This window comes from Microbacterium sp. nov. GSS16, from assembly GCF_028198145.1.
Lineage (GTDB): Bacteria > Actinomycetota > Actinomycetes > Actinomycetales > Microbacteriaceae > Microbacterium.
Map to the genome: position 1 here is coordinate 57,284 of NZ_CP116338.1, position 25,188 is coordinate 82,471.

The window sequence follows — 25,188 nt, forward strand, 5'->3', positions numbered from 1 at the left end:
ACACCCGGTCGTTGAGCGAGCGAAGCGAGTCGAAACGCCTCACGCCGACGGCGCCAGCCCCTGATCCTCCTCGACGACCGTGCCCTTGAACGACCACGGGAAGTCGATCCAGCGATCGGTGTCCTTCCAGGCGAAGTCCGGCTGGATGATCGTCGAGGGCTTGGTGTAGATCGTCACCGAGCGCACGTCGGCGCCCTTCTCTTTCAGCAGCTGCACGGCAAGGGCGAGCGTGCGGCCCGAGTCGGCGACGTCATCGACGAGCAGCACGCGCCGGCCGTCGAGGTACTCCATGTCGAGCTCGGGTGGCAGCACCTCGGGTGCATCGAGCACCGTGCCGATCCCCGTGTAGAACTCCATGTTGATCGCACCGCAGTTCTTCACGCCGAGGCCGTAGGCGATGGCACCGGCCGGCAGCAGACCTCCGCGGGCGATCGCGACGACGACCTCGGGCACGAAGCCGCTGTCGATGATGTCTCGTGCGAGCTCGCGTGTCGCGTCGCCGAATCCGTCCCAGGTGAGCGTCTCGCGCTCGATGTCTGCCTCAGTCACCGCTCCATTCTGTTACACCGATGCCATGCCGAGCCAACGGATTCCGCGCCTGTTCAGCCGGAATGAGGTAGAAACGAAGGAGGGATCGCGTCGCCCGCCGCATCCCTCATCCCGATTTCCGAGGTCTTTCCGTCATGTGCCGCCTGTTCGCCTTCGTCTCATCAGATCGCTCCGCTGCCCGCCGTGAGCTGGGCCGAGATGGGATGGAGAGCCTGCTCTCGTTGGCGCGCCTGCACGGCGACGGCTGGGGCTGGGCAGGCGTGAGCGCGCCCGGGCAGCCGCCTGCGGCGCACCGCTCGGCACGATCCGCCATCGGCGACCCGGCGTTCGATCAGGCGATGGATGCCGAGTGCCGCGCGGCGATCGTGCACCTGCGGTGGGCCACCGCCGGGCTGCCCGTGCTCGACTGCAACGCGCACCCCTTCACAGCCGACGGCATCGCCTTCGCGCACAACGGCTCGATCAAGCCGCTCGAGCAGCTGCGGTCACTGCTCTCGGCCGAGAGCGTCGCGACACTCACCGGCACCACCGACAGCGAGATGTACTTCGCGCTCATCCGCGAGAAGGTGGCCGAGGGACTCGGCCTGCACGAGGCGACGACGCGAGTCGCGACGATGCTGCGAGAGCTGTTCCCGCTCGCCAGCCTGAATGCCCTGGTTCTCGATGCCGACCAGCTCGTCGTCGTGCACGCCAGTGCCACCAGCGTCCTCACCGATCACGATCTCTCCCGCCTCGCCCCGTTGGCCGATGTGCTGCCCAGCGAGCACAACGAGGACTACTTCGCGCTGCGCTGGCGAGAAGGCGCCGACGGCACGATCTCGGTCGGATCGACCGGTGTCGCCGGCGACGGCTGGACTCCCCTGCCGGCCGAGACCGTCACCGCGATCCGGCTCGACGACCGCTCGGCGTCGACGCTCGACCTCGCCGCAGAGCACGCCCTGCACGGCTAGACGCCCACCGCTTAGATCGACGACCTGCGATCAGCGTTTCGGCGCGTCCTCATCGCGCCTGGCGTCCCCACCGCGCCGGTCGTCGTCATCGGCGCGGGAGTCGTTCTCCGCGCGCAGTCGCAGCTGTCGACCTTCTTCGATGGTCTTCTGCTCCTTCTCCTGCATCTTCTTGCTCTGCCGGTCGTCGCGCGGCGGCAGCTGGATGCTCTCCTCCGCCTCGATCCCGGCCTGCAGCTGACGTCCTCGCTCCATCTCGGCGTCGAACTCCGCGCCGAACAGCAGCGACAGGTTCACGATCCAGAGCCACAGCAGCAGGATGATGACGCCGGCGATGCTGCCGTAGGTCTTCTGGTAGTTGCTGAAGTTGATCACGTAGAAGAAGAAGCCGAGCGAGGCGATCACCATGATCACCAGCGCCACGAACGCTCCGAGGCTCATCCAGCGGAACTTCGGCTGTTTCACGTTGGGGCTGCCGTAGTACAGGATCGCCAGGGCCAGGATGGCGAGCAGCACGATGACCGGCCACTTGGCGATGCTCCACACGGTGAGCGCCACCTCTCCGAGCCCGATCGTCTCGCCGATCGCCTCGGCGATCGGTCCGGAGACGATCACCAGCAGCACGATCGCCACCGCGATGATCAGCAGGATGACGGTGAGCAGCAGCACCATCGGGCGCAGCTTCCAGAACGGACGACCCTCATCGATCTCGTAGACGGTGTTCATCGCCTGCGAGAAGGCGCTGACATACCCCGAGGCCGACCAGATGGCGCCGGCCAGACCGATGATGAGCGCGAGGCCTGCGGTGTTCGACTGAGCGAGCTGCTCGATCGGCTGACGCAGCACCTGAACGACGGAATCATCGGCCACGCGGCCAAGGACGCTGAGCAGGAGGTCGGTGGTCTCGTCGGCCTGGCCGAACAGCCCCACCAGCGAGACCACGGCGAGCAGGGCGGGGAAGATCGCCAGGACGCTGTAGTACGTCAGCGCAGCGGCGAGCGTGGTGCACCGGTCGCGCAGGAACTCCGAGAAGGCGCGCTTGAGCGCGTACTTCCACGAGGGCTTGTCGATCTCGGGCGGGGTCTGCGGTTTGCGCGCGTCGTCGGGTGGCGGCGCCTGCCGCTCTTTCGCGGTGCTGGTCTGCGCATCGCCCTGCGACGCGGGCTGCTCCAGGTTTCCCGACATGGTGCCCTCCGTGGTGGTGCGGTCGTGCTGCTGCGGTCGTGCTGCTGAGCGATCCACTCTGCACCGCTGAGCCTTTCGCCACCACGACCTCGACGCATCGCAGCGCGGGGGCTATCCTTCGGCGCGGGCGAGCGTTCACCCGCGCAGGTGCGCCGGATAGAATCGGAGAGTCCGGCCCCTCAGGCCGGTGCTCGAAAAAGGGGCACGAAGCACTCCGCGACGAGGCGCGAGACACATACGGATTCCTCCGTTCCTGTCTTGAAAGGCGCTTCACCATGCCCACCGTCTCCGCCCACGTGGCCCTCACCCTCGCCCAGCACATCGACCACGTCTTCGGCGTGATGGGCAACGGCAACGCGTACTTCCTCGATGCGCTCGAGAAGCAGACCGACGCCGTCTTCACCGCCGTCCGCCACGAGCAGGGCGCTGTGGTCGCCGCCGATGCGCACTTCCGCGCATCCAGTCGCATCGCCGCCGCCACCTCGACGTACGGTGCGGGGTTCACGAACACCCTGACGGCGCTGGCCGAGGCCGTGCAGGCGCACGTGCCGCTCGTGCTCGTCGTCGGCGACGAGCCCACGTCGGGCCCGCGCCCGTGGGATGTGGATCAGATCGCCATGGCATCGGCCGTCGGCGCGCGCACCTATACGACCGGGCACGCCGACGCCGCCGCGACCACCGTCATCGCGATCGAGCACGCCCTGACCTACCGCGTGCCCGTCGTGCTGGCGATCCCCTACGACGTCGCCTCGCTCGAGGCGGGCGCCGTCGCGCCGGCCCCGGTGCCGCGCATCCCCGCGCCGCTCGCGCCCCGCGGCGAGTTCGCCGACGGGATGCTCGATGACATCGCGAACGCGCTGCGCTCGGCCGAGCGCCCGTTCCTGCTCGCCGGCCGCGGCGCGTGGCTCGCCGGCGCGCGCGACGCCCTGGGGGCCCTCGCGGAGTCGACCGGGGCGCTCACCGCATCCACTGCCCTGGGCAGAGGTGTCTTCCCCGACACCCGGTACGACCTGGGAGTGACCGGTGGGTTCGGCGCCGAGGGCGCCATGCAGCTGATCCGCGAGGCCGATGTCGCCGTGGTCTTCGGTGCGTCGCTCAACCAGTTCACGATGCGCTTCGGTGAGCTGTTCGCGCCCGGCACGCGAGTGTTCCAGGTCGACGTGGCGCCGGCGGCGACCCACGCCCATGTCGGCGGCTTCGTGCGCGCCGATGCCCGTCTTGCCGCTGAGGCGCTCGTCGAGCGGCTCAGCACCCCGGCATCCGCTCCCGCGCACGCCCCCTGGCGCGAGACGGCCGACGTCGAGGCCGCCCGCGCGTACGCGGACGGCGATGATCTCGCCGCCGACGGGCGCCTCGACCCTCGCTCGGCGGCGCGCCGCATCGCGGAGCTGCTGCCGGAGGACCGCGTCGTCGTCTCAGACGGCGGCCACTTCATTGGCTGGGCGAACATGTACTGGCCGGTGGCAGCGCCCGACCGCATGATGATGGTCGGCACCGCCTTCCAGTCGATCGGCCAGGGCTGGCCCAGCGTGGTCGGCGCCACCCGCGCGCGACCCGAGCAGACCATCGTGCTGACCTCGGGCGACGGCGGCGGCCTGATGGCGATCGCCGACCTCGAATCCGCCGTGCGCGCGGCCGGCGGTCGCGGCATCGCGGTGATCTGGAACGACGCCGCCTACGGCGCCGAGGTGAACCTCTACGGCCTCAAGGGGCTCGCCGAGGGCCCCATGCTCATCCCCGAGGTCGACTTCGCCGCCTTCGCCGCAGCCGTCGGCGCGGAGGGCGTCGTCGTGCGCACGCTCGACGACCTCGAGCGGCTGCGCAGCTGGGCATCCGAGGATCCGGTCGAGCGCCGCTTCCTCGTGCTCGACCTGCGCATCTCGGGCGCGGTCATCGCCCCGTACCAGGAGGAGATCATCCGCGTGAACTCCTGACGCGGCGTCCTCGCAAGAAACGCAGGAGACCACGCGAAACGCAGGAGCCGACCGTGGATGGGCTCCTGCGTTTCGTGCGAAGTCCTGCGTTCGGGAATCAGATCCAGCCCTTGTCCTGGGCCGAGCGCACAGCCTGCGCGCGATTGGCCGCGCCGGTCTTCCCGATCGCCGAGGAGAGCACATTGCGCACGGTGCCCGGGGACAGGAATACCTCCTCGGCGATGCGCCCTGCTGTCCGGCCATCCGCCGCCAGACGCAGCACCTGGCGCTCTCGCTCGCTGAGGGGGTTCGCGCCCTCGAACAAGCTCTGCTCTGCGAGAGAGGGATCGAGGACCCGCAGTCCTGCGTGCACGCGACGCACCGCGTCCGCGAGCTGCTCGGCCGGGGCATCCTTCGCGACGAACCCGGCAGCACCGGCGTCCAGCGCCGACCGCAGGTACCCCGGGCGGGCGAACGTCGTCACGATCAGCACGCGCGTGCCGGGGCAGGCTGCGCGTACGGCGCGCGTTGCCTCGATCCCGTCCATCCCCGGCATCTGGATGTCCATCAGGCAGACGTCCGGTCGCAGTTCGGCGGCGAGACGCACGGCGTCCGTGCCGTCGGCCCCGGTGCCGAGAACGGTCATGTCACCTTCGAGCTCCAGTAGCGCCGCCATGGCGCCGCGGATCAGCGCCTGGTCGTCCACCAGAAGCAGACGGATCGCGTCGGCGCTCACCAGGTCACCTCGACGTGCGTGCCGGCGTCGGAGCGCACGGAGAAGGCGGCTCCGGCCGCTGCGGCGCGCTCGCGCATCCCCCGCACGCCGTTGCCCTCCCTGCCGCCCGAGCCGACGCCGTCGTCATGCACCTCGAACCGCCCCGGCGCGATGCTCACGCTCACGATGCTCGCGCGAGCGTGCCGGAGCACGTTGGTGGTCGCCTCGCGCAGGATCCACCCCGAGGTGAGCGCCTGCGAGGGAGACAGCGCATCGGGCTCACCGCTGACGCGCACGTCGATATCGGCCGCCTGCAGCGCTTCACGGCTCGCGGCCAGCTGCTCCGCGAGCGCTGCGACGCGGGCACCGGCGACGGTCGACCGCACGCCTGCGATGGCCTCGGCCGTGAGCTCTTCGATGGCCGCCAGCTCCTCCTTGGCCCGTTCTGGGTCGGAGTCCATGAGCCGTCGCGCGAGCTGCGCCTTGAGTCGCACGACGGTGAGCGAGTGTCCGACGAGGTCGTGCACGTCCCGCGCCACCGCCTCCCTGCCCTCGCTGGTCGCCAGCTCGCGTCCCAGCGCCTCGGCCTGCGCCGAGCGGATGATGAGCCACGTGGAGACGGTGTTGACGACACCGACCATGGCGATGATGGCGAGTACCGAGGCATAGCTACGCCCCTCCGGGGCGAACAGCACGGTCGCGGCGGTGACGGCCAGGGAGGTGATCGTGGTGATCCAATGCCAGGGTCGGGTGAGACCGTAGGAGGCGAACGACATGATGAACGGCAGGAAGCTCAGGGCCGAGCCACCCTCGGCAGGCACCGACACCACCGCGCATGCGATGAGCGCGGCGAAGATGATCCACTGACCCTTCCGCGGAGGGTCTCCCACTGCGTTGCCGTCGGCCATCCCGCGAATGAATCCGATGACGTACAGCACGGCGAACGCGGTGATGGCAGTCCAGCCGATCACCATCCAGTGCGCCTCGGCCCGCGAGCGCAGCAGGGCCATGACCGGGTAGATCAGGAAGACCAGCCAGACGACTGCCATCAACCACCCGAAGCGCTCCCAGGGGTTCTTCACCGCGTGCGTGGTCACCGTTCGACCTTATCGGCGCGCGCGCGAGCGCTTGGCGCCGGCCACCACGAGCAGGACGAAGAACGCCGTCCATGCGCCCATGTTCAGCAGGAGCGCCCACAGCGGATCGCTCTGGCCGGTGGTGAGAGTGCCGTCGGTGAGCGGCCAGCGTGCCAGGGCAGCGAAGCCGTACATGGGCGTGAAGCGGGCGATCTCGAGCATGATGCCGTCGAGCGGCATGAACACGTTGCCCAGGAACCCGAAGAAGGTCATCGAGATCGATGCCAGCGCCGCAGCGGAATCGCTGTTGAAGAACAGCCCGACCCCGAGCCCGTACAGGCCGAACATCAGCCCTGCTCCGAGGATGATCGTCGCTGCGGCCGCCCACCGCCACATGTCGTCGGCCTGCGCTCCGGTGGCGAACCCGGCGATGAACACGGCGACCAGGGCGAGCACGGCGAAGGTGAGCGCATTGATGAGCTTCGTGAGCGCGTATCCGGCGGTGCCGAGCGGCGTCATCGCGAGCTGGCGGCCCCAGCCCTGCTTGGCCTCGGCTGCTGCGAGGGACGAGAGCGAGCTCATCGCGACCGCGGTGCCGTAGGCGGCCATCGAGACCATGATGTAGAACGACACGTTGCCGTGTCCTGCGGAGAGGTGGCCGACGTCGCCGCCTGCTCCGAAGAGCAGGTACATCGCGACCGGCATCGCCAGCGTGAAAGCGAGGGTGTAGGGGTTGCGCAGCTGACGCAGCGCCTCGACGCGCAGCATGGTGGGCGAGATGGTGGTCATGTCAGCTCTCCGTCAGGGTGGTGAAAGCGGTTTCGAGGGTCGGCGCGACGATTTCGAGATCATGTGCCCCTGAGGCGAGAAGAGCGGATGCCACGACATCCGAGTCGGCTGCGCGAAGGCTCACCCGGCCGGCGTCCACGCGCAGATCGGTGACGCCGGGACGAGCATCGAGGACGGCGAGGAGCTCGCGCGCGCCCTCGGCGGGCAGCGTTGCGGAGAGCGTGCGTGCGCCGAGGCTGGCACGCAGCCGGTCGGTCGGAGCGTCGGCGACGATTCGACCGCGGTTCATGACGACGGTGCGTCGGGCGAACTGCTCGGCCTCCTCGAGATAGTGCGTGGCGAAGACGATGGTGCGGCCGGCGTCGGCATCCGCCCGCATGACCTCCCAGAACCGGCGGCGGGCGGTGACGTCCATCCCAGCGGTGGGCTCGTCGAGCACGAGGATGTCGGGGTCGGCCACCAGCGCCAGTGCGAACTTGACGCGCTGCTGCTCTCCCCCTGAGCACTTCGCTACGCGCCGGCGTGCGAGTCTGAGCAGGTCGGCGCGCTCGAGCGTCTCCGGCACTCTGCGGAGCGCCTCCCGGCTGTGCAGCGAAGCGATGACCTCGACTGTCTCACGCACCGACAGGTCGGAGAGAAGCCCTCCGGTCTGCAGGACGGCGGCGATGCGCCCGGAGGCTGTCGCTTGCGCCGGCGCCTGACCGAAGACGGACACGCGCCCTTCGCTGGCAGGCGTCAGACCGAGGAGCATGTCGAGCGTCGTGGTCTTGCCCGCTCCGTTCGGGCCGAGAAGCGCCACGATCTCGCCGCGGTGCACAGTGAGGTCGAGGCCGGCGACGGCGTCGACGCGGCGGTCGCTCGCGCCGTAGTGGCGGCGCACTCCCTCGAGGACGATGGCGGGCGAACGCTCGGTGATGGTCACCGGCGGTTCTGCCGAGACGGTGAGAGTGGTCATGCATCCACTCTCACGGCGCGCGGTCCCGCGAGCAGGAGTGCACTGTCACGCCTTCCGCGTGACACCTGTCACGTGCTGAATGGGGCATCCGACCCCGCGCGGATCACAGGAGAACGCGCAAAACGCAGGAGCCGATTCGAGATCGGCTCCTACGTCTCGTGTGAAGTCCTGCGTTTCGCGCGGAGGGCGGGGATTCAGGATGCCGGGAGCAGCGCTCCCTCGAAGAACGCGGCGAGCTCGTCGACCGCGTCGAGGGGGAGGATCGCGGCGACGTACTGGTCGGGGCGCACGACGATCACGACCCCGTCCCGCGAAAGCTCCCGCGCCTCGAAGATGTCCGTCTCGTTCCACTTGCTGGGCGCGGCGGCGTAGACCTTCTCCCAGTCGGTGAGGCCAAGCGGTCCGGTCTTCGGGGCGAACAGCGCCGGCACCGTCGTGACCTCGACATCCTCGTAAGACCCCTGATAGACCGCCTTCACATCGAAGACGGCGTCGACATCGGCATCCGCCGGGGTGAACCGGGCGAAGACCGGCGCCGCCGCACCCGCCCAGTCGTTGAGCCGCTCCCCCGAGGCATCACCGAAGGCATAGACGCGCCAGCGCCCGTCGGCCTTGGCGTGGTGACCGAGGTGGATGACGTTGCCGTCGCAGACGCGGGTGACCTCGGCCGACTTGAAGCGCTTGCCGAGCGGGAAGCCGGCCGCGAGCGACTGGTGCGCGTCGGTGCCGGTGATCATCGACGAGGTGTACTGGGTCATGAAGCCGGAGGGGAACTCGGCGGTGCCGAGATAGAAGGTCGCCAGCTCCTGCGGGTCGGAGATCTCTTCGGGCTTGCGCGCCATCAGGCTCGACCACTCGCGGTCGAAGTCGATCAGCTGCTGCGCGACCGGCTTGCGCTCGGCACCGTAGGTGGCCAGCAGTGTCTCAGGGCTGCGCCCGGTGAGCACCGAGCCGAGCTTCCACCCGAGGTTGAAGCCGTCTTGCATCGAGACGTTCATGCCCTGGCCGGCCTTGGCGCTGTGCGTGTGGCAGGCGTCTCCGGTGAGGAAGACGCGCGGAGTGCGACCCGAGCCGTCGATGACGTCGTCGAAGCCGTCGGTGACCCGGTGGCCGACCTCGTACACGCTGTGCCAGGCGATGTCCTTGACGTCGATGGAGTACGGATGCAGGATCTCGTTCGCCTTGCGGATGATCTCCTCGATCGGTGTCTGACGCACGCGGTGGTCGTCGTCGGCGGCGACCGCGCCGAGGTCGATGTACATGCGGCTGAGGTAGCCGCCCTCGCGCGGGATGTGCAGGATGTTGCCCGCCTCGGCGTTGATCGCGCACTTGGTGCGCCAGTCGGGGAAGTCGGTGTTCACCAGCACGTCCATTACGCCCCATGCGTGCGCGGAAGCGTTGCCGACGTGCGTGCGCCCGATCGCCTTGCGCACGCCGCTGCGCGCGCCGTCGCAGCCGACGACGTACTTGGCGCGGATGGTGCGCTCGACGCCCTTGTCGTCGATCTGCACCTCGACCGGATGCTCCCCCTCGTCGTGCACGGTGAGGCCGAGGAAGGCGACGCCATAGTCGGGCACGATGCGACCGGGGCCGTCGGCGGCCGCCTCGGCGAAGTAGTCGAGCACCCGGGCCTGGTTGACGATGAGGTGCGGGAACTCGCAGATGTCATAGGCGTAGTCGGCGGTGCGCGCCGTGCGGATGATGTTCTGCGGGTTCTCGGGGTCGGGGCCCCAGAAGTTCATCCAGCCGATGTTGTAGGCCTCTGCGACGATGCGCTCGGCGAAGCCGAACGCCTGGAAGGTCTCGACGCTGCGCGGCTGGATGCCGTCGGCCTGGCCGAGCACGAGACGACCGTCGCGCTTCTCGATGATGCGCGTGTTCACGTTCGGATACTGCGACATCTGGGCGGCGAGCAGCATGCCCGCAGGTCCCGAGCCGACGATGAGCACGTCCACCTCATCGGGCAGCGCGTCTGGCCGGTCGATGCCCAGGCCCTCCGCGGGAAGGACCCGCGGGTCGTGGGACACATAGCCATGGTGGTGGAACTGCATCGTCGTCGATTCCTTCCGGCGTGTTCTATATTGGAACACAACGTTCTACTATTGAACAGATCGTATACGAAGGCGCACGACGCCACAACAGAACTGGAGCCGACGATGACCCCAGCGCCCGCTTCGCAGACGCTCAGCCGCGGCATCCGCATCCTCGAAGTCCTCGCCGACGGCCCGCTGTCGATAGACGAGGTCGCCACCCGACTCGACGTGCACCGCTCGATCGCCTACCGCCTGCTGCGCACGCTCGAGGATCACCGCCTCGTCATCCGCGATGCGTCCGGACGCATGGCCCTGGGCCCGCGCATGGCCGCCCTCGCCGCCGGGGTCGCGCACGATCTGCATGCCGAGGCACTGCCCGAGCTGACCGCGGTGGCGAACGAGCTCGGCCACACCGCCTTCCTCGCCGTTCTCGACGGCGTCGAGGTCATCACCCTGACCAGCGTCGAGCCGCGCCACGCGGTGGCCAATGTCGCCCAGCGGCCCGGCACCAGGCATCCGGTCACGGTGGGAGCACCGGGCAAGGCGATCCTCGCTCAGCTGCGCGATGCCGAGTGGCCAGCGGTCGATGCGGCGCTGCGCGCCGAGGTCGAGGCCGTGCGCGAGCGCGGCTACGCGCTCAGCCACGACGAGGTGATCCCGAACCTCAAGTCGATCGCCGTGCCGCTGCCGCTGCGTGGCGCACGCCCCGCCGCCCTCGCCGTGGTGCACGTGGCATCCCGCTTCGCAGATACCGAGATCGCCGCACGGCTGACGCGCTCCGCAGACGTCATCCGGGCCGCCCTCGACGGCTGATCGCACAGGCCGCCAAGACTGACGCAGGTCGGAGGGATGATCCGGTACGAACCATCCCTCCGACCTGTAAGAGCTTCAGACGCGGAGGCTCAGGCGCGGGCGAGCCCGTGGATCGGGCTCACCGCCTGCTCGGCCTCGTGGTCGGGCCCGAGCGGGATGCCGCTGCGGTCGCGCAGCAGCAGCGTCGCGATGAGTCCGATCACGGTCATGCCCGCGAGGTACCACGTGACCGACATGGTCGTGCCGGTCGCCTGCACCAGCGCGGTCGCGATGGTCGGGGCGAACGCACCGCCGGCGATCGCGCCGATCGCGTACGAGATCGACACCCCCGAGAAGCGGATGCTGGCCGGGAACAGCTCGGTGTACAGCGCCGCCTGCGGGCCGTAGGTGAAGCCGAGCCCGAGGGTGAGGATCGCGAGGCCCGTGAACATCAGGCCGATGTCGCCGGTGTTGACCAGTGGGAACAGCGCGAACACGCCACCCAGCTGCAGCACCCACCCGATGACGTAGGTGGTGCGACGGCCCAGCTTGTCGCTGACGAATCCGGCCAGGAGCGTCGAGAGCAGCCAAGTGACCGCCGAGCCGGTGACGGCCCACAGCACCGGTCCGCGCTCGAGGGCGAGCGGGCCGTCGGGGTTCGTGGCGTAGTTCTGGATGTAGCCGCCGGTGGTCATGTATCCGACCGCGTTGTTGCCGGCGAAGACGAGCGCGGCGACGATCACGAGCAGCAGGTGCTTGCGGAACAGCTGCACGATCGGCATCCGCGCCTCTTCCTTGCGCTCCGCGAGCTCGGCGAACACGGGGCTCTCCTCGACGTTGCGTCGCACGTAGTAGCCGATCAGGATCAGCACGATGCTGAGCAGGAACGGAACTCGCCAGCCCCATGCGAGGAACTGCTCACCGGGGGCGATCGCGGTCATGATCGCCATCACGCCCGAGGCCAGCAGCAGGCCGAGCGGCACGCCGATCTGCGGCGAGGCGCCGAAGATGCCGCGCTTGGTCTTGGGTGCGTGCTCGACAGCCATCAGCACCGCACCGCCCCACTCACCTCCCGCCGACAGGCCCTGCAGGATGCGCAGCAGCACCAGCAGCAGCGGCGCGGCCACGCCGATCGCCTCGTAGGTCGGCAGCATGCCGATCAGCGCCGTCGCCGCACCCATCAGGATGAGCGTCCACATCAGCACCACCTTGCGGCCGACCTTGTCGCCGAAGTGCCCGGCCAGGAAGGCCCCGAGCGGACGGAACAGGAAGCTGATCCCCACGGTCGCGAAGCCGATCAGGATGCTGTTGGCACCCAGCGGGGCGAAGAAGAGCTGCCCGAAGACGAGCCCGACCGCGGTCGCATAGATGAAGAAGTCGTACCACTCGACGGTGGTGCCGACCACCGTGGCGAAGACGACGCGGCGACGATCGGCCGCATTGGCGATCGTGCCGGTGGGGGTGAATCCCTCGGGTGGACGAGATGCCCGAGAACGGCGTGACTGCTCGCTCATGATGCTCCTTTGACGACTCTGTCGGGGTGGTGATCGGATGCTTGCCACCCGCCTGAGGATCATATACGATTTCGAATACGACGCACAAGACCACCGAGTCATCCCGTGCACGATGCAAGGAGGCGCCCCATGGCCGAGCTCGCACGCCCCGGCAAGATCATCGCGATCCACCTCAACTACGTCTCGCGCTCCGACCAGCGCGGCCGCCGTCCCGCCGCCCCCTCCTACTTCTTCAAGCCCGCCAGCTCGCTCGCCGGCACCGACGGCGTCGTCGAGCGCCCCGCCGGCACGGAGCTGCTCGCCTTCGAGGGCGAGATCGCGCTCATCATCGGCACCGCGGCCCGCCGCGTCTCGGTCGACGAGGCGTGGTCGCACGTGGCATCCGTCACCGCGTCGAACGACCTGGGCCTGTACGACCTGCGTGCCAACGACAAGGGGTCCAACGTTCGCTCCAAGGGTGGCGACGGTTACACGCCGGTCGGCCCCGAGCTCATCGACGCCGCGGCCGTCGACCCCGCAGCTCTTCGCGTACGCACCTGGGTGAACGGCGAGCTCGCGCAGGACGACACCACCGCCGGCCTGCTCTTCCCGCTCCCCCAGCTCGTCGCCGACCTCTCGCAGCACTTCACGCTCGAGCCGGGCGACATCATCCTCACCGGTACGCCCGCGGGTTCCAGCGTGATCGTGCCCGGTGACGTGGTCGAGATCGAGGTGGATGCCCCGGATGCCCCCGGCGCCCCCTCATCGGGCCGCCTGCGCACCACGGTCACTCAGGGCGACGTCGAGTTCGACCCGGCGCTCGGCTCGATGCCGGCCGTCGACGACCTGCAGCGGGCAGAGGCCTGGGGCTCGCGAGAGCTCGCCGGTCTGCCCACCATCGAGCAGACGCCCTCTGGGCTGTCCGCCGAGCTGCGGGCGAAGCTCGAAGCCGCGCCCACCGCGGGGCTGTCGAGTCAGCTGCGCAAGCGCGGCCTGCACTCCTGCTTCATCGACGGCCTCTCCGCCAACCTGCCAGGCGCCAAGATCGTCGGCACCGCCAAGACCCTGCGCTTCGTGCCGGCCCGCGAAGACCTCTTCAAGAGCCATGGCGGTGGGTACAACGCCCAGAAGCGCGCCTTCGACGCGGTCGGCGAGGGCGAGATCATCGTGATCGAGGCCCGCGGCGACGAGACCACCGGCACCCTCGGCGACATCCTCGCGCTGCGTGCCCGCACCCGCGGTGCCGCCGGCGTGGTCACCGATGGCGGCGTGCGCGACTTCGACGCGGTCGCCGAGATCGGGCTGCCGGTGTTCTCGAAGGGCGCGCACCCGTCGGTGCTCGGCCGCAAGCACGTGCCCTGGGAGTTCGACGTCACGATCGGCTGCGGCGGGGCGACCGTGCAGCCCGGCGACGTCATCGTCGGCGACGGCGACGGCGTGATCGTCATCCCCGCGCACCTCGCGGAAGAGGTCGCCGATGCGGCTCTCGCGCAGGAGGACGAGGATGCCTGGATCGCCGAGCAGGTCGCCGCGGGCAACCCGGTCGACGGGCTGTTCCCGATGAACGCCGACTGGCGCGCGAAGTACGAGGCAAGCCGATGACCACGCTCGTGCGCGAGGGCAGCAAGTCCGAGCAGGCCTACACCTGGCTTCGCTCGCGAATCGCCTCGCATGCCTACGGCCCCGGCTACCGCCTCGTGCTCGGTGCCATCGCCCGCGAGCTGCAGATGAGCGTCGTGCCGGTGCGCGAGGCGATCCGCCGCCTAGAGGCCGAGGGCTTCGTCACCTTCGAGCGCAATGTGGGCGCGCACGTGTCGCTGATCGACGAGGACGAGTACGCGCACACCATGCAGACCCTCGGCCTGGTCGAGGGCTCGGCGACCGCGTTGTCCGCTCCCCTGCTCGACGAGGAGGCGCTCGTCCGAGCCGAGCAGATCAACGAGCAGATGCGCGAGCTGCTCGATCACTTCGACGCCCACCGCTTCACGCAGCTGAACCAGCAATTCCACTCGGTGCTGTTCGAGCCCTGCCCGAACCCGCACATCCTCGACCTCGTGCACCGCGGGTGGGGTCGGCTCTCGGGCATCCGGGACTCCACCTTCGCCTACGTGCCGGGCAGGGCCCGGCACTCCGTCGAAGAGCACGAGCAGATCCTCCAGCTGATCCGCGACGGCGCCGAGCCGCTCGAGATCGAGCTGTCCGCACGAAACCACCGCTGGCGCACCCGGGACGCATTCCTGGCTGCCCGGCACTCCCACATCAGCGAAGAAGGACGATGATGACCGACGTCTACACCCCCGCCGACCTCCCCTCGAAGATCCAGCACTACATCGACGGCGAGTTCACGGACTCGATCGACGGCGACACCTTCGCGGTGCTCAACCCCGTCACCAACGAGACGTACGTGCACGCCGCCGCCGGCAAGAAGGCCGACATCGACCGTGCCGTCGCGGCCGCCCGACGCGCCTTCACCGAGGGCCCCTGGCCGCGCATGCTGCCGCGCGAGCGCTCGCGCGTGCTGCACCGCATCGCCGACATCGTCGAGTCGCGCGACGCGCGCCTCGCCGAACTCGAGTCCTTCGACTCGGGTCTGCCGATCACCCAGGCGCTGGGCCAGGCGCGTCGCGCCGCCGAGAACTTCCGATTCTTCGCCGACCTGATCGTCGCGCAGGCCGACGACGCGTTCAAGGTGCCCGGCAAGCAGATGAACTACGTCAACCGCAAGCCGATCGGCGTCGCGGGCCTGATCACGCCGTGGAACACCCCGTTCATGCTCGAGTCGTGGAAGCTCGGCCCGGCGCTGGCCACCGGCAACACCGTCGTGCTCAAGCCCGCCGAGTTCACCCCACTCTCCGCGTCCCTCTGGGCGGGCATCTTCGAAGAGGCGGGACTGCCGCAGGGCGTCTTCAACCTCGTCAACGGCCTGGGTGAAGACGCCGGAGATGCCCTGGTCAAGCATCCCGACGTGCCCCTGATCTCGTTCACCGGCGAGAGCCGCACCGGCCAGATCATCTTCGGCAACGCAGCCCCCTTCCTGAAGGGGCTGTCGATGGAGCTGGGCGGCAAGAGCCCGGCCGTCGTCTTCGACGACGCCGATCTCGACACCGCGGTGGATGCCTGTGTGTTCGGCGTCTTCTCGCTCAACGGCGAGCGCTGCACGGCCGGCAGCCGCATCCTCGTGCAGCGTGGCATCTACGACGAGTTCGTCGAGCGCTTCGCCGCGATCGCAAAGCGGGTCAAGGTCGGCCACCCCCACGACCCCGCCACCGAGGTCGGCGCTCTGGTGCACCCCGAGCACTACGACAAGGTCATGAGCTACGTCGAGATCGGCAAGACCGAGGGACGTCTGATCGCCGGCGGCGGCCGCCCGGAGGGCTTCCCCACGGGCAACTACGTCGCCCCGACCGCCTTCGCCGACGTGGCGCCCGATGCCCGCATCTTCCAGGAGGAGATCTTCGGTCCCGTCGTCGCCATCACGCCATTCGACACCGAGGATGAGGCGCTGGCCCTCGCGAACAACACGCGCTACGGCCTCGCCGCGTACATCTGGACCAACGACCTCAAGCGCGCCCACAATTTCGCGGGCGCAGTGGAGGCCGGCATGGTGTGGCTGAACTCGAACAACGTGCGAGACCTCCGCACCCCGTTCGGTGGCGTCAAGGCATCCGGGCTCGGACACGAGGGCGGGTACCGCTCGATCGACTTCTACACCGATCAGCAGAGCGTGCACATCACCCTCGGCGCGCCGCACAACCCCGCCTTCGGCAAGCAGGACCTCGACGACCCCGACCCGCGCTGACCCGTCGACAGGCTCAGGCACTCGACCGGGGACCACCCCATCCTCAAGACAAGCAAGGACGCTGACATGACCGATCACGAAGGCAAGACCCTCACCTCGTCCGGCTTCTACGTAAGCCAGGAGGCGCCGATCCGCACCGACGACCCCATCGCGACGCCCGTCGCGAGCCCACCCGACATCCTGCGCTGCGCGTACATGGAGCTCGTCGTCACCGACCTCGCCGCGTCGCGGGAGTTCTACGTCGACATCCTCGGGCTGTACGTCACCGAGGAGGACGAGCACACCATCTACCTGCGCTCGACCGAGGAGTTCATCCACCACAACCTCGTGCTGCGCAAGGGCGAGGTCGCGGCCGTCGCCGCGTTCTCGTACCGGGTGCGCACCCCCGACGACCTCGACCGCGCGGTGGAGTTCTACACCGAGCTCGGTTGCGACGTGCGACGCGAGGCCGGCGGTTTCGTCAAGGGCATCGGCGACTCGGTGCGCGTGGTCGACCCGCTCGGATTCCCGTACGAGTTCTTCCACCAGAGCGAGCACGTCGAGCGGATGTCGTGGCGCTACGACCTGCACATCCCCGGCGAGCTGGTGCGGCTGGACCACTTCAACCAGGTCACCCCCGACGTGCCGCGTGCGGTGCGCTACATGCAGGACCTGGGCTTCCGCGTCACCGAGGACATCCAGGACGCCGAGGGCACCGTGTATGCGGCGTGGATGCGCCGCAAGCCCACCGTGCACGACACCGCGATGACCGGCGGCGACGGACCGCGCATGCACCACGTGTGCTTCGCGACGCACGAGAAGCACAACATCCTCGCCATCTGCGACAAGCTCGGCGCCCTGCGCCGCTCGGACGCCATCGAGCGGGGCCCGGGCCGGCACGGCGTCAGCAACGCGTTCTACCTGTATCTGCGCGACCCCGACGGTCACCGCGTCGAGGTCTACACGCAGGACTACTACACCGGCGATCCCGACAACCCGGTCGTCACCTGGGACGTGCACGACAACCAGCGCCGCGACTGGTGGGGCAACCCCGTCGTGCCCAGCTGGTACACCGACGCGTCGCTCGTGCTCGACCTCGACGGCAACCCGCAGCCCGTGCGAGCGCGCACCGACTCCAGCGAGATGGCCGTCACCATCGGAGCGGACGGCTTCTCGTACACCCGCCCCGACGAGGGCGAGAAGTCGATGCCCGAGTGGAAGCAGGGCGAGTACAAGCTCGGACACCAGCTGTGACCCTTCCCGCCGAGACCATTGCGGCGCTGGCCGCCGAGCTCGCCGAGGCCGAGCGGACGCATGGCGTGATGCCGCGCATCACCGCCCGGTATCCGGATGCCACGGTCGAGGACTCGTACGCCATCCAGGGCGTCTGGCGTGACTCGCAGGTCGCTGCCGGGCGCCGCCTGGTCGGCCGCAAGATCGGACTGACCTCGCGCGCCATGCAGCAGGCGACGGGGATCACCGAGCCCGACTACGGCGTGATGTTCGACGACACCGTGTATTCCTCGGGGGCGGAGATCCGGTTCGACGACTTCTCGAACGTGCGCATCGAGGTCGAGCTGGCCTTCGTGCTGAAGACGCCGCTCGAGGGTCCCGACTGCACCCTCGACGATGCCCTCGCGGCGATCGACTACGCCGTGCCGGCACTCGAGGTGCTCAACTCGCACATCGAGCTGGAGGGGCGCACCATCGTCGACACGATCAGCGACAACGCCGCCTACGGCGCGATGGTGCTCGGCGACGTGCACATGCGACCGGACGAGATCGACCTGCGTTGGGTGCCCGGCGTGCTGTCGAAGAACGGTCAGATCGAGGAGACCGGCGTGGCTGCCGGAGTCCTCGGGCATCCGGCCACCGGCGTCGCATGGCTGGCGAACAAGTTCCACCAGCACGGCGCGCGACTCGAGGCGGGCGAGATCATCCTGGCAGGATCGTTCACACGGCCCATGTGGGTCGAGCGCGGCGACGAGGTGCTGTGCGACTACCGCGAGATGGGAACGATCGCATGCCGCTTCGTCTAGAGCCCACCTTCCGAGACGCGCTGGCGGCCGCCGATCGACCCCTGATCGGCATGTGGCTGAGCACCGGCACGGCCCTGAACGCCGAGATCTGCGCCGGCTCGGGCATCGACTGGCTGCTCATCGACATGGAGCACGGCCCGAACACCGTCGTCTCGGTTCAGCAGCAGCTGCAGGTGATCGCCGCGTATCGGGTGCCCACCATCGTGCGCGTGCCGGTGAACGATGCGGTGATCATCAAGCAGGTGCTCGACACCGGCGCGCAGAACCTGCTCGTGCCGATGGTCGGCTCGGCCGCGGAGGCGCAGGCGGCGGTCGCCGCCGTGCGCTATCCGCCGCAGGGCGTGCGCGGGGTCGGCTCCGGTCTCGCGCGCAGCGGTCGATGGGGACGGGTGGCGGGCTACGTGCCGAATGCGTCGGAGACGATCTCGCTGTTCGTGCAGATCGAATCGGCGGATGCCGTGGACGCGGCGGCCGAGATCGCCGCGGTCGACGGCGTCGACGGCGTGCTCGTCGGCCCCGCCGACCTCGCGGCCTCGATGGGCCTCCCCGGTCAGCAGGCGCACCCCGACGTGCTCGCCGCCGTGCAGCGCGTCTTCGAGGCGGTGAGCGCTGCCGGCAAGAAGGTGGGCGTGAACGCGTTCGACCCCGCCGGCGCCGACGCCTACCTCGCCGCGGGAGCGCACTTCCTCTCCGCGAGCGCCGACGTGACGATCCTCGCCCGCGGCACCGAGGCGCTCGCGGCGCGCTTCATCCCGGCATCCGGCAACGGCGAGACCGACCAGTACTGAACTCGGATTGCTCCTCTCGAGCTGTCAGAGGCTGACGAGCAGCAGCGCCGCCGCCATCACCACGCCCGAGCCGAGCAGCGTCACGAACGTGTAGCCGAGGATGTCGCGCATCTTCAGCCCCGCGATCGCGAGCACCGGCAGCGCCCAGAACGGCTGGATCATGTTCGTCCACTGGTCGCCGTAGGCAACGGCCATGATCGCGATCGAGGGGTCGACGCCCAGCTGGTTGGCGGCGTCGAGCATGATGGGCCCCTGTACGGCGAACTGCCCGCCGCCCGAGGGCACGAAGAAGTTCACGATGCCCGCCGAGAGGAGCGCGAGCACGCCGAACGTGGTCGGCGTGGCGATCGAGACGAAGGCATCCGAGAACAGCTGGATCAGGCCAGAGCTCGCCATGATGCCGAGGATCCCGGCGTACAGCGGGAACTGCACGAGGATCTCGCCCACGTTCGAGGCGGCCCGCTTCGTGAGATGGATCAGCTCGAACGGATTGCGCACCAGCAGCAGGATCAGCGCGAGGAACGACCAGTTCACGATGTCGAGAGTGAGGGTGCCGCCCTGCGAGAAGTGCACGATCAGGTAGGCGACGAGGGCGAGGCCGAGCACGAGAGTCAGAACGCGGGAGGCGTCGATGCGGTCAGCAGGGGTCACCACCTCGTCATCCATCTCATCCTCAGCCTCCGATCCGACGTGCGCCGGCAGCTCGTATACGGGTTCATCCTTACGCGGACGGATCAGGAGGAAGAGCAGCGCGCACACGATGATCACACCGAGAGCGGCCAGCATGTTCCAGCCCGCGAAGGTCGTCTGCGTGACCGGGATCACCTCTCCGCCGAGGCTCGACTCGAGGAAGGAACCAGGGGTCGCGGCGGTCAGCGGTCCCGAACCGGAGTACCCCATGTGCCAGACGACGAAGCCCGAGTAGCCGGCCGCGACCAGCAGCGGGAAGTGCACCTTCATACCGCGCTCGCGTGCCTGCACGGCGATCTCGCGGGCGAGCAGCGTGCCGACGATCAGCCCGAGACCCCAGGTGATCAGGCTGGCCACCGCCGCGACGACGAAGACGAAGACGTACGCCATCGCGGCGCTGTTGGGCACGCGGGCGAGCGCGCGCAGCAGCTTCTGCACGGGGCGAGTGTTGGCGAGCATGTATCCCAGCAGAAGGATCAGGCACATCTGGGTCATGAACGCCAGCAGTCCCGCCAGGCCGTCACCCCAGCCCTTCACCACATCGACCGGGCTGGCCTGCGTCAACGTCATGGCGAGCACCGCGACGATCAGAGTGAGCACGATCGCGAAGGTCAGCGCCGATGGCACCCACCTCTCGAGGAACCGGTTCACAGGGCGCATCATGCTGCGCTTCTCGGGTCTTGCCTGCGTCGTGGGCATGGCGGAAACTCCTTCGTCTCGAAATGCTCTTCTCCGACCATAGCCACCTCGCAGGCGACGCTTCGGCGAGTCATAGCATCCGCCGCCAGACTGGCGTCATGAGCTTCGAGACGCTTCGGGCGCTGGCCGACCGCGCCGCCCTCTTCACCACCCTCCGCCAGGATCAGCTCGCGTCGGCGACCGAGTCGCTGGGCGAGCACCGCTGGGACGCCGACCTCGCCGCCGGCACGTTCACCTTCATCTCGCACGACGACGATGCCCGCACTTTCGAGGCGGTTCCGCATCTGCTCATCTCGATCGCGCCGGGCCCGCGTTCGATGATGTGGTCGTGGGCGCTGCCGCAGGGCGACCGAAGCGGCATCACAGACGCGCTGCGCGCGTACGGCGAGCAGCACGGCATCACAGAGCTGACGCGGGGCGAGGTGCCCTTCCCCGACGACATCGGCGATGACGTCGACTCGTGGATCGCCGACGTCGCACACGTCATCGGCGCAGCCGCGGTCGAGATCACCGGTCGCTCGCCATACTACTCGGCGCCCTTCGGCGGCGGATCCCGGGCCGTGCTGCTGCTCGATGCGCCGCTGCCGGCGCTCACCGTGGCGGCCGCGGTCGCCGCCCTGCCCCGCGTGATGAGCGGGCTCGAGCTGAACGACCCGCGCGCATCCGTCTGGGATCTCGCCCGCCTCGCCGGATGGCGGCTGGAGTGGTCGGACGACGCGTTCTCGGCGGCCGAGGTGACCGACGCCACTGGATCTGCGACCTTCGACTTCGACGAGTACGCGCGGATCAGCGGCATCCGCGGTCGTCTCGCCGCGACGGCATGACCCCGGCTCGCGCCCGCTCCTGATCACGTCATCAGGGGGCGGCGCGATGCTTCGAGTCGGCGTCGACGGATCAGCCCGCGGCGCGCTCCGCGGCCTCGACGACGTTCGTCATCAGCAGCGCGACCGTCATCGGGCCGACGCCGCCGGGGTTCGGCGAGATGAAGCCGGCGACCTCGGCGACATCGGGGTGCACGTCACCGTAGACCTTCGATCTGCCGGTCTCGGGGTCGTCTTCGCGCGTGACGCCCACGTCGAGCACGGCGGCTCCGGGCTTGACGTCCTCCGCGGTGATGAGGTGCTTGACCCCAGCGCCAGCGACGATCACGTCGGCCTGACGCAGGTACGGCGCCATGTCGGGGGTGCCGGTGTGCACCTGGGTGACCGTCGCGTTGACGTCGCGACGCGTGAGCAGCAGACCCATCGGACGCCCGATGGTCACACCGCGACCGACGACCACGACGTGCTTGCCGCCCAGGTCGTAGCCGTTGCGCTGCAGCAGCTCGATCACGCCGCGCGGGGTGCACGGCAGCGGAGTGTGGATCGTTCCGTTGACGTTCAGCACCAAGCGCCCGAGGTTCGTCGGGTGCAATCCGTCGGCATCCTTCGCCGGGTCGATCCGCTCGAGGATCGCGTCGGTGTCGAGGTGCTTCGGAAGGGGCAGCTGAACGATGTAGCCGTGGCAGGCGTCGTCGGCGTTGAGCTCGTCGATCAGGGCCTCGACCTCGGCCTGCGTGGCATCGGCGGGCAGCTCGCGCTGGATCGAGTTCATGCCGATCGCCTCGGACTGCCGGTGCTTCATGCCGACGTACAGCTGCGAGGCCGGGTCGGCGCCGACCAGCACCGTCGCGATGCCGGGCACGACGCCCCGCTCGCGCAGCGCTGCGACGCGCTCTGCCAGCTCGCTCTTGATGGCGGCGGCGGCTGCCTTCCCGTCGAGGATCTTCGCGGTCATGTCTGCCCCTTCTCTCCGCGTTCATCCCCGCGAAACTTCTGCTCCGGCACGAGACAGGGCGCCGTGCGTCCTGTCTCGTGCCGGAAAGGAAGTCTCGCGGGTGGGTTCCGGATGCTTACTGCTGCAGGTTCGGGTACAGCGGGAACGCGCCGGCGAGCGCGTCGATGCGGGCGCGCAGCGCCTCGACGCCGGCACCGGGCTGCAGCGCGAGCGCGATCACGTCGGCCACCTCGGTGAACTCGGCGTCGCCGAAGCCCCGGGTCGCGAGCGCGGGGGTGCCGATCCGCAGGCCCGAGGTGACCATCGGCGGGCGCGGGTCGTCGGGCACCGCGTTGCGGTTCACGGTGATGTGGATTTCGTGCAGCAGATCCTCGGCCTGCTTGCCGTCGATCTCGGCGTCACGCAGATCGACGAGCACGAGGTGCACGTCGGTGCCGCCCGAGCGCACGGCGATGCCGGCATCCTTCACGTCCTGCTGCGACAGGCGCTCGGCGATGATCGCCGCGCCGCGCAGCACGCGCTCCTGGCGCTCCTTGAACTCCTGCGTGCCGGCGATCTTGAACGCCGTCGCCTTGGCGGCGATCACGTGCATGAGCGGACCGCCCTGCTGACCGGGGAAGACGGCCGAGTTGATCTTCTTCGCGATGTCGGCATCGTTGGTGAGGATGAAGCCCGAGCGGGGTCCGCCGATCGTCTTGTGCACCGTCGACGACACGACATGTGCGTGGGGCACGGGGTTCGGGTGCAGGCCCGCGGCGACCAGACCGGCGAAGTGCGCCATGTCGACCCAGAGCAGCGCTCCGACCTCGTCGGCGATCGCCCGGAAGGCGGCGAAGTCGAGGGTGCGCGGGTAGGCCGACCAGCCCGCGATGATCACCTTCGGCTTGTGCTCGAGGGCGAGACGGCGCACCTCGTCCATGTCGATGGTCGAGGTCTCGGGGTTCACGCCGTAGGCGACGATGTCGTACAGGCGGCCCGAGAAGTTGATCTTCATGCCGTGCGTCAGGTGGCCGCCCTGGTCGAGCGAGAGACCGAGCAGCGTGTCGCCGGGGCGGGCGATGGCGTGCAGCACGGCGGCGTTGGCAGTGGCGCCGGAGTGCGGCTGGACGTTGGCGAACTCCGCGCCGAACAGCTCCTTGGCGCGGGCGATCGCCAGCTCTTCAGCGACGTCGACCTCTTCGCAGCCGCCGTAGTAGCGACGGCCCGGGTAACCCTCGGCGTACTTGTTGGTGAGCACCGAGCCCTGCGACTGCAGCACCGACACCGGCACGAAGTTCTCGGACGCGATCATCTCGAGGAAGGTCTGCTGACGCTTCAGCTCGCGATCGAGCACCTCGGCGATCTCGGGGTCGACCTCGGCGAGCGGGGCGTTGAAGTAGCGATCGGTCATGACGGTCTCCTGTTCACACGGGAAATAGGGGTGTTCCTCATCGGCCCAGGCGCGCGGTCGATTCCTATGAGGCCGCTCCCCGGTGGTGACCCACCCAGACGCCAGTCGCGACGCAAGAAGCTTAGCGGATCGATCTCATCCGTCCCCAGCGCGTCGGCGTCCAGCACGTCACATTCGCCCCCGGGATACATTCGATCCATGGTCTTTTCCGGGCCCCGCGACGCGGGTGCCCGCGCACCCGACAGATTCTGGAGCAGCCGATGACCCTGGAGCAGGCGATCACCACCGACTTCCGCGGCACCCGCGTCATCCATTCGGCTCGGGTCGTCGACGGCGACGGCAGCATCACCGAGGAGGGGTGGGTGCGCTTCGAGGGGGGCCGGGTCGCGGCACGCGGCACGGGCGGCGACTGGACCGCCGCCGACGAGGTGATCGACGCGACCGCCGTCGCCGGACCGGATGCCCTGCTCACCCCCGGCTTCATCGACATCCATGGACACGGCGGGGCGGGCGTCGCTTACGACGACGGCATCGAGGCGATCCGCCGCGGTCGGGCCATGCATCGCAGCCACGGCACGACCCGCGCCGTGATCTCACTTGTCACGGCGACGGTCGACGAGCTCGCCGAGCAGGTCGCCTCGATCGCTGACCTCACCGAGACCGACGCCGACATCCTCGGCAGCCATCTGGAAGGGCCCTTCCTCGACCCCGGGCACCAAGGCGCCCATGAGCCGTCGCTGCTTCGGCATCCGCAGTCGTCGGATGTGACCCGACTGCTCGAGGCGGGCCGCGGCACAGTCAGGCAGGTGACGCTCGCCCCCGAGCTGCCCGGCGGGCTCGAGGCCGTGCGCCTGGTCGTCGCCGCAGGAGCGGCGGCGGCCGTCGGCCACACCGACGCCGACGCCGACATCGCGCAGCAGGCGTTCGACGCCGGGGCGACCATCCTCACTCACGCGTTCAATGCGATGAACGGCATCCACCATCGCGCGCCTGGACCGGTGCTGACCGCCGCGGCCGATCACCGCGTCGTGCTCGAGGGCATCGCCGACGACTTCCACCTCTCGCCGCGCATCATCAAGCTGCTCTTCGACGTCGCCCCGGGCCGTGTCGCTCTGATCACCGACGCGATGGCCGCCGCCGGCAGCGCCGACGGCCACTACGACCTCGGCGCGGTGAAGGTCACGGTGAAGGGTGGCATGGCGCGCACCGACGGCACCGGATCCATCGCGGGCTCCACGCTCACGCAGGACGTCGCGCTGCGACGAGCCGTGGCCGCAGGGGTGCCCCTGGGGGACGCCGTGCAGGCGCTCACCGCCACGCCCGCGCGGGCGGTCGGCTGCGGCGCATCACTGGGCGCGCTGCAGCCGGGCATGGTCGCCGATGCGGTGCTGCTCAGCGCCGGATATGACGTGGCTCGCGTCTGGGTCGGAGACGCCCCACGCCGTTGAGCGTCCCCCCGATCCCGCGGCCGCGCGCCGGGCTCTGACCGTTGCGCAGTCCCGACAAGCGTCTCCGCGAAGACCGTTGCGCAGTCCCGACAAGCGTCTCCGCGAAATCGTGGGAGCGCTCTTGCACGTTCTC

General features: G+C 69.3%; 22 protein-coding genes and 1 riboswitch. Of the genes, 11 read left to right on the top strand and 11 right to left on the bottom strand.

Annotated features, from left to right (window positions below):
- Positions 1–39: 39 nt before the first annotated feature.
- Positions 40–549: a phosphoribosyltransferase gene (locus PGB26_RS00295; protein ID WP_271638319.1), complete on the bottom strand. Its 510-nt coding sequence runs from the start codon at positions 547–549 to the stop codon at positions 40–42.
- Between the two features lie 134 nt (positions 550–683).
- Here PGB26_RS00295 and PGB26_RS00300 point away from each other — a divergent pair, with 134 nt between their 5' ends.
- Positions 684–1,499 (top strand): class II glutamine amidotransferase, encoded by an 816-nt coding sequence (locus tag PGB26_RS00300; RefSeq protein WP_271638320.1) that lies wholly within the window; start codon positions 684–686, stop codon positions 1,497–1,499.
- Positions 1,500–1,529: 30 nt separating this feature from the next.
- On the opposite strand, the gene PGB26_RS00305 is transcribed toward PGB26_RS00300, so the two are convergent.
- Positions 1,530–2,681 (bottom strand): YihY/virulence factor BrkB family protein, encoded by a 1,152-nt coding sequence (locus PGB26_RS00305; protein WP_271638321.1) that lies wholly within the window; start codon positions 2,679–2,681, stop codon positions 1,530–1,532.
- Between the two features lie 275 nt (positions 2,682–2,956).
- Between PGB26_RS00305 and PGB26_RS00310 the strand changes: the two genes are divergently transcribed.
- Positions 2,957–4,615, top strand: coding sequence for a thiamine pyrophosphate-binding protein (locus PGB26_RS00310; RefSeq protein WP_271638322.1), 1,659 nt, complete (start codon positions 2,957–2,959; stop codon positions 4,613–4,615).
- Between the two features lie 97 nt (positions 4,616–4,712).
- Here the strand turns inward: PGB26_RS00310 and PGB26_RS00315 are convergent, their stop codons facing one another.
- From PGB26_RS00315 to PGB26_RS00335, 5 genes are all read right to left on the bottom strand, one after another.
- A complete protein-coding gene (locus tag PGB26_RS00315; RefSeq protein WP_271639700.1) occupies positions 4,713–5,270 on the bottom strand; it encodes a response regulator transcription factor in 558 nt (185 codons plus the stop codon).
- A 56-nt stretch (positions 5,271–5,326) separates the two neighbouring features.
- On the bottom strand, positions 5,327–6,406 hold the full coding sequence (locus PGB26_RS00320; RefSeq protein ID WP_271638323.1) for a sensor histidine kinase: 1,080 nt from the start codon (positions 6,404–6,406) through the stop codon (positions 5,327–5,329).
- Between the two features lie 9 nt (positions 6,407–6,415).
- The gene (locus PGB26_RS00325) at positions 6,416–7,174 is read right to left on the bottom strand and encodes an ABC transporter permease (RefSeq protein ID WP_271638324.1); all 759 of its coding nucleotides are present in this window, start codon (positions 7,172–7,174) and stop codon (positions 6,416–6,418) included.
- 1 nt (position 7,175) lies between these two features.
- Entirely contained in the window at positions 7,176–8,129 is a 954-nt protein-coding gene (locus PGB26_RS00330) for an ABC transporter ATP-binding protein (RefSeq protein WP_271638325.1), read from the bottom strand.
- Positions 8,130–8,323: 194 nt separating this feature from the next.
- On the bottom strand, positions 8,324–10,180 hold the full coding sequence (locus tag PGB26_RS00335; protein ID WP_271638326.1) for an FAD-dependent monooxygenase: 1,857 nt from the start codon (positions 10,178–10,180) through the stop codon (positions 8,324–8,326).
- A gap of 105 nt (positions 10,181–10,285) precedes the next feature.
- On the opposite strand from PGB26_RS00335, the gene PGB26_RS00340 reads away from it, so the two are divergent.
- Entirely contained in the window at positions 10,286–10,975 is a 690-nt protein-coding gene (locus PGB26_RS00340) for an IclR family transcriptional regulator (RefSeq protein ID WP_271638327.1), read from the top strand.
- Positions 10,976–11,064: 89 nt separating this feature from the next.
- Here the strand turns inward: PGB26_RS00340 and PGB26_RS00345 are convergent, their stop codons facing one another.
- Positions 11,065–12,468 (bottom strand): MFS transporter, encoded by a 1,404-nt coding sequence (locus PGB26_RS00345; RefSeq protein WP_271638328.1) that lies wholly within the window; start codon positions 12,466–12,468, stop codon positions 11,065–11,067.
- Positions 12,469–12,597: 129 nt separating this feature from the next.
- Between PGB26_RS00345 and PGB26_RS00350 the strand changes: the two genes are divergently transcribed.
- The 6 genes from PGB26_RS00350 (at position 12,598) to PGB26_RS00375 (ending at position 19,052) form a co-directional block, all read left to right on the top strand.
- Positions 12,598–14,049 carry a fumarylacetoacetate hydrolase family protein gene (locus PGB26_RS00350; RefSeq protein ID WP_271638329.1) on the top strand — a complete coding sequence of 484 codons (1,452 nt, stop codon included), beginning with the start codon at positions 12,598–12,600 and terminating at the stop codon, positions 14,047–14,049.
- Positions 14,046–14,726: a GntR family transcriptional regulator gene (locus PGB26_RS00355; protein WP_271638330.1), complete on the top strand. Its 681-nt coding sequence runs from the start codon at positions 14,046–14,048 to the stop codon at positions 14,724–14,726. Before PGB26_RS00350 ends, PGB26_RS00355 begins: the two co-directional genes overlap by 4 nt.
- Positions 14,726–16,246: a 5-carboxymethyl-2-hydroxymuconate semialdehyde dehydrogenase gene (gene hpaE / locus PGB26_RS00360; protein ID WP_271638331.1), complete on the top strand. Its 1,521-nt coding sequence runs from the start codon at positions 14,726–14,728 to the stop codon at positions 16,244–16,246. Before PGB26_RS00355 ends, hpaE begins: the two co-directional genes overlap by 1 nt.
- A 66-nt stretch (positions 16,247–16,312) precedes the next feature.
- Positions 16,313–17,479, top strand: a complete 1,167-nt coding sequence (gene hpaD, locus PGB26_RS00365; protein ID WP_271638332.1) for a 3,4-dihydroxyphenylacetate 2,3-dioxygenase — start codon at positions 16,313–16,315, stop codon at positions 17,477–17,479.
- Positions 17,476–18,264 carry a fumarylacetoacetate hydrolase family protein gene (locus PGB26_RS00370; RefSeq protein ID WP_271638333.1) on the top strand — a complete coding sequence of 263 codons (789 nt, stop codon included), beginning with the start codon at positions 17,476–17,478 and terminating at the stop codon, positions 18,262–18,264. The genes hpaD and PGB26_RS00370 overlap by 4 nt, the downstream gene beginning before the upstream one ends.
- Positions 18,249–19,052: an HpcH/HpaI aldolase family protein gene (locus tag PGB26_RS00375; protein ID WP_271638334.1), complete on the top strand. Its 804-nt coding sequence runs from the start codon at positions 18,249–18,251 to the stop codon at positions 19,050–19,052. Before PGB26_RS00370 ends, PGB26_RS00375 begins: the two co-directional genes overlap by 16 nt.
- 24 nt (positions 19,053–19,076) lie before the next feature.
- On the opposite strand, the gene PGB26_RS00380 is transcribed toward PGB26_RS00375, so the two are convergent.
- Positions 19,077–20,441: a short-chain fatty acid transporter gene (locus PGB26_RS00380; RefSeq protein WP_271638335.1), complete on the bottom strand. Its 1,365-nt coding sequence runs from the start codon at positions 20,439–20,441 to the stop codon at positions 19,077–19,079.
- Between the two features lie 98 nt (positions 20,442–20,539).
- Here PGB26_RS00380 and PGB26_RS00385 point away from each other — a divergent pair, with 98 nt between their 5' ends.
- Positions 20,540–21,265 (top strand): DUF6882 domain-containing protein, encoded by a 726-nt coding sequence (locus tag PGB26_RS00385; protein WP_271638336.1) that lies wholly within the window; start codon positions 20,540–20,542, stop codon positions 21,263–21,265.
- A 70-nt stretch (positions 21,266–21,335) separates the two neighbouring features.
- Here PGB26_RS00385 and PGB26_RS00390 read toward each other — a convergent pair whose 3' ends face one another.
- Both PGB26_RS00390 and glyA read right to left on the bottom strand, forming a co-directional pair.
- Complete coding sequence (locus tag PGB26_RS00390; protein WP_271638337.1) at positions 21,336–22,217, bottom strand: bifunctional methylenetetrahydrofolate dehydrogenase/methenyltetrahydrofolate cyclohydrolase; 882 nt, start codon at positions 22,215–22,217, stop codon at positions 21,336–21,338.
- A gap of 115 nt (positions 22,218–22,332) precedes the next feature.
- On the bottom strand, positions 22,333–23,607 hold the full coding sequence (gene glyA, locus PGB26_RS00395; RefSeq protein ID WP_271638338.1) for a serine hydroxymethyltransferase: 1,275 nt from the start codon (positions 23,605–23,607) through the stop codon (positions 22,333–22,335).
- Positions 23,608–23,643: 36 nt separating this feature from the next.
- Positions 23,644–23,726: riboswitch (ZMP/ZTP riboswitch) on the bottom strand.
- 141 nt (positions 23,727–23,867) lie between these two features.
- On the opposite strand from glyA, the gene PGB26_RS00400 reads away from it, so the two are divergent.
- Positions 23,868–25,055, top strand: a complete 1,188-nt coding sequence (locus PGB26_RS00400) for an N-acetylglucosamine-6-phosphate deacetylase (protein WP_271638339.1) — start codon at positions 23,868–23,870, stop codon at positions 25,053–25,055.
- The last annotated feature ends 133 nt before the right edge of the window (positions 25,056–25,188 follow it).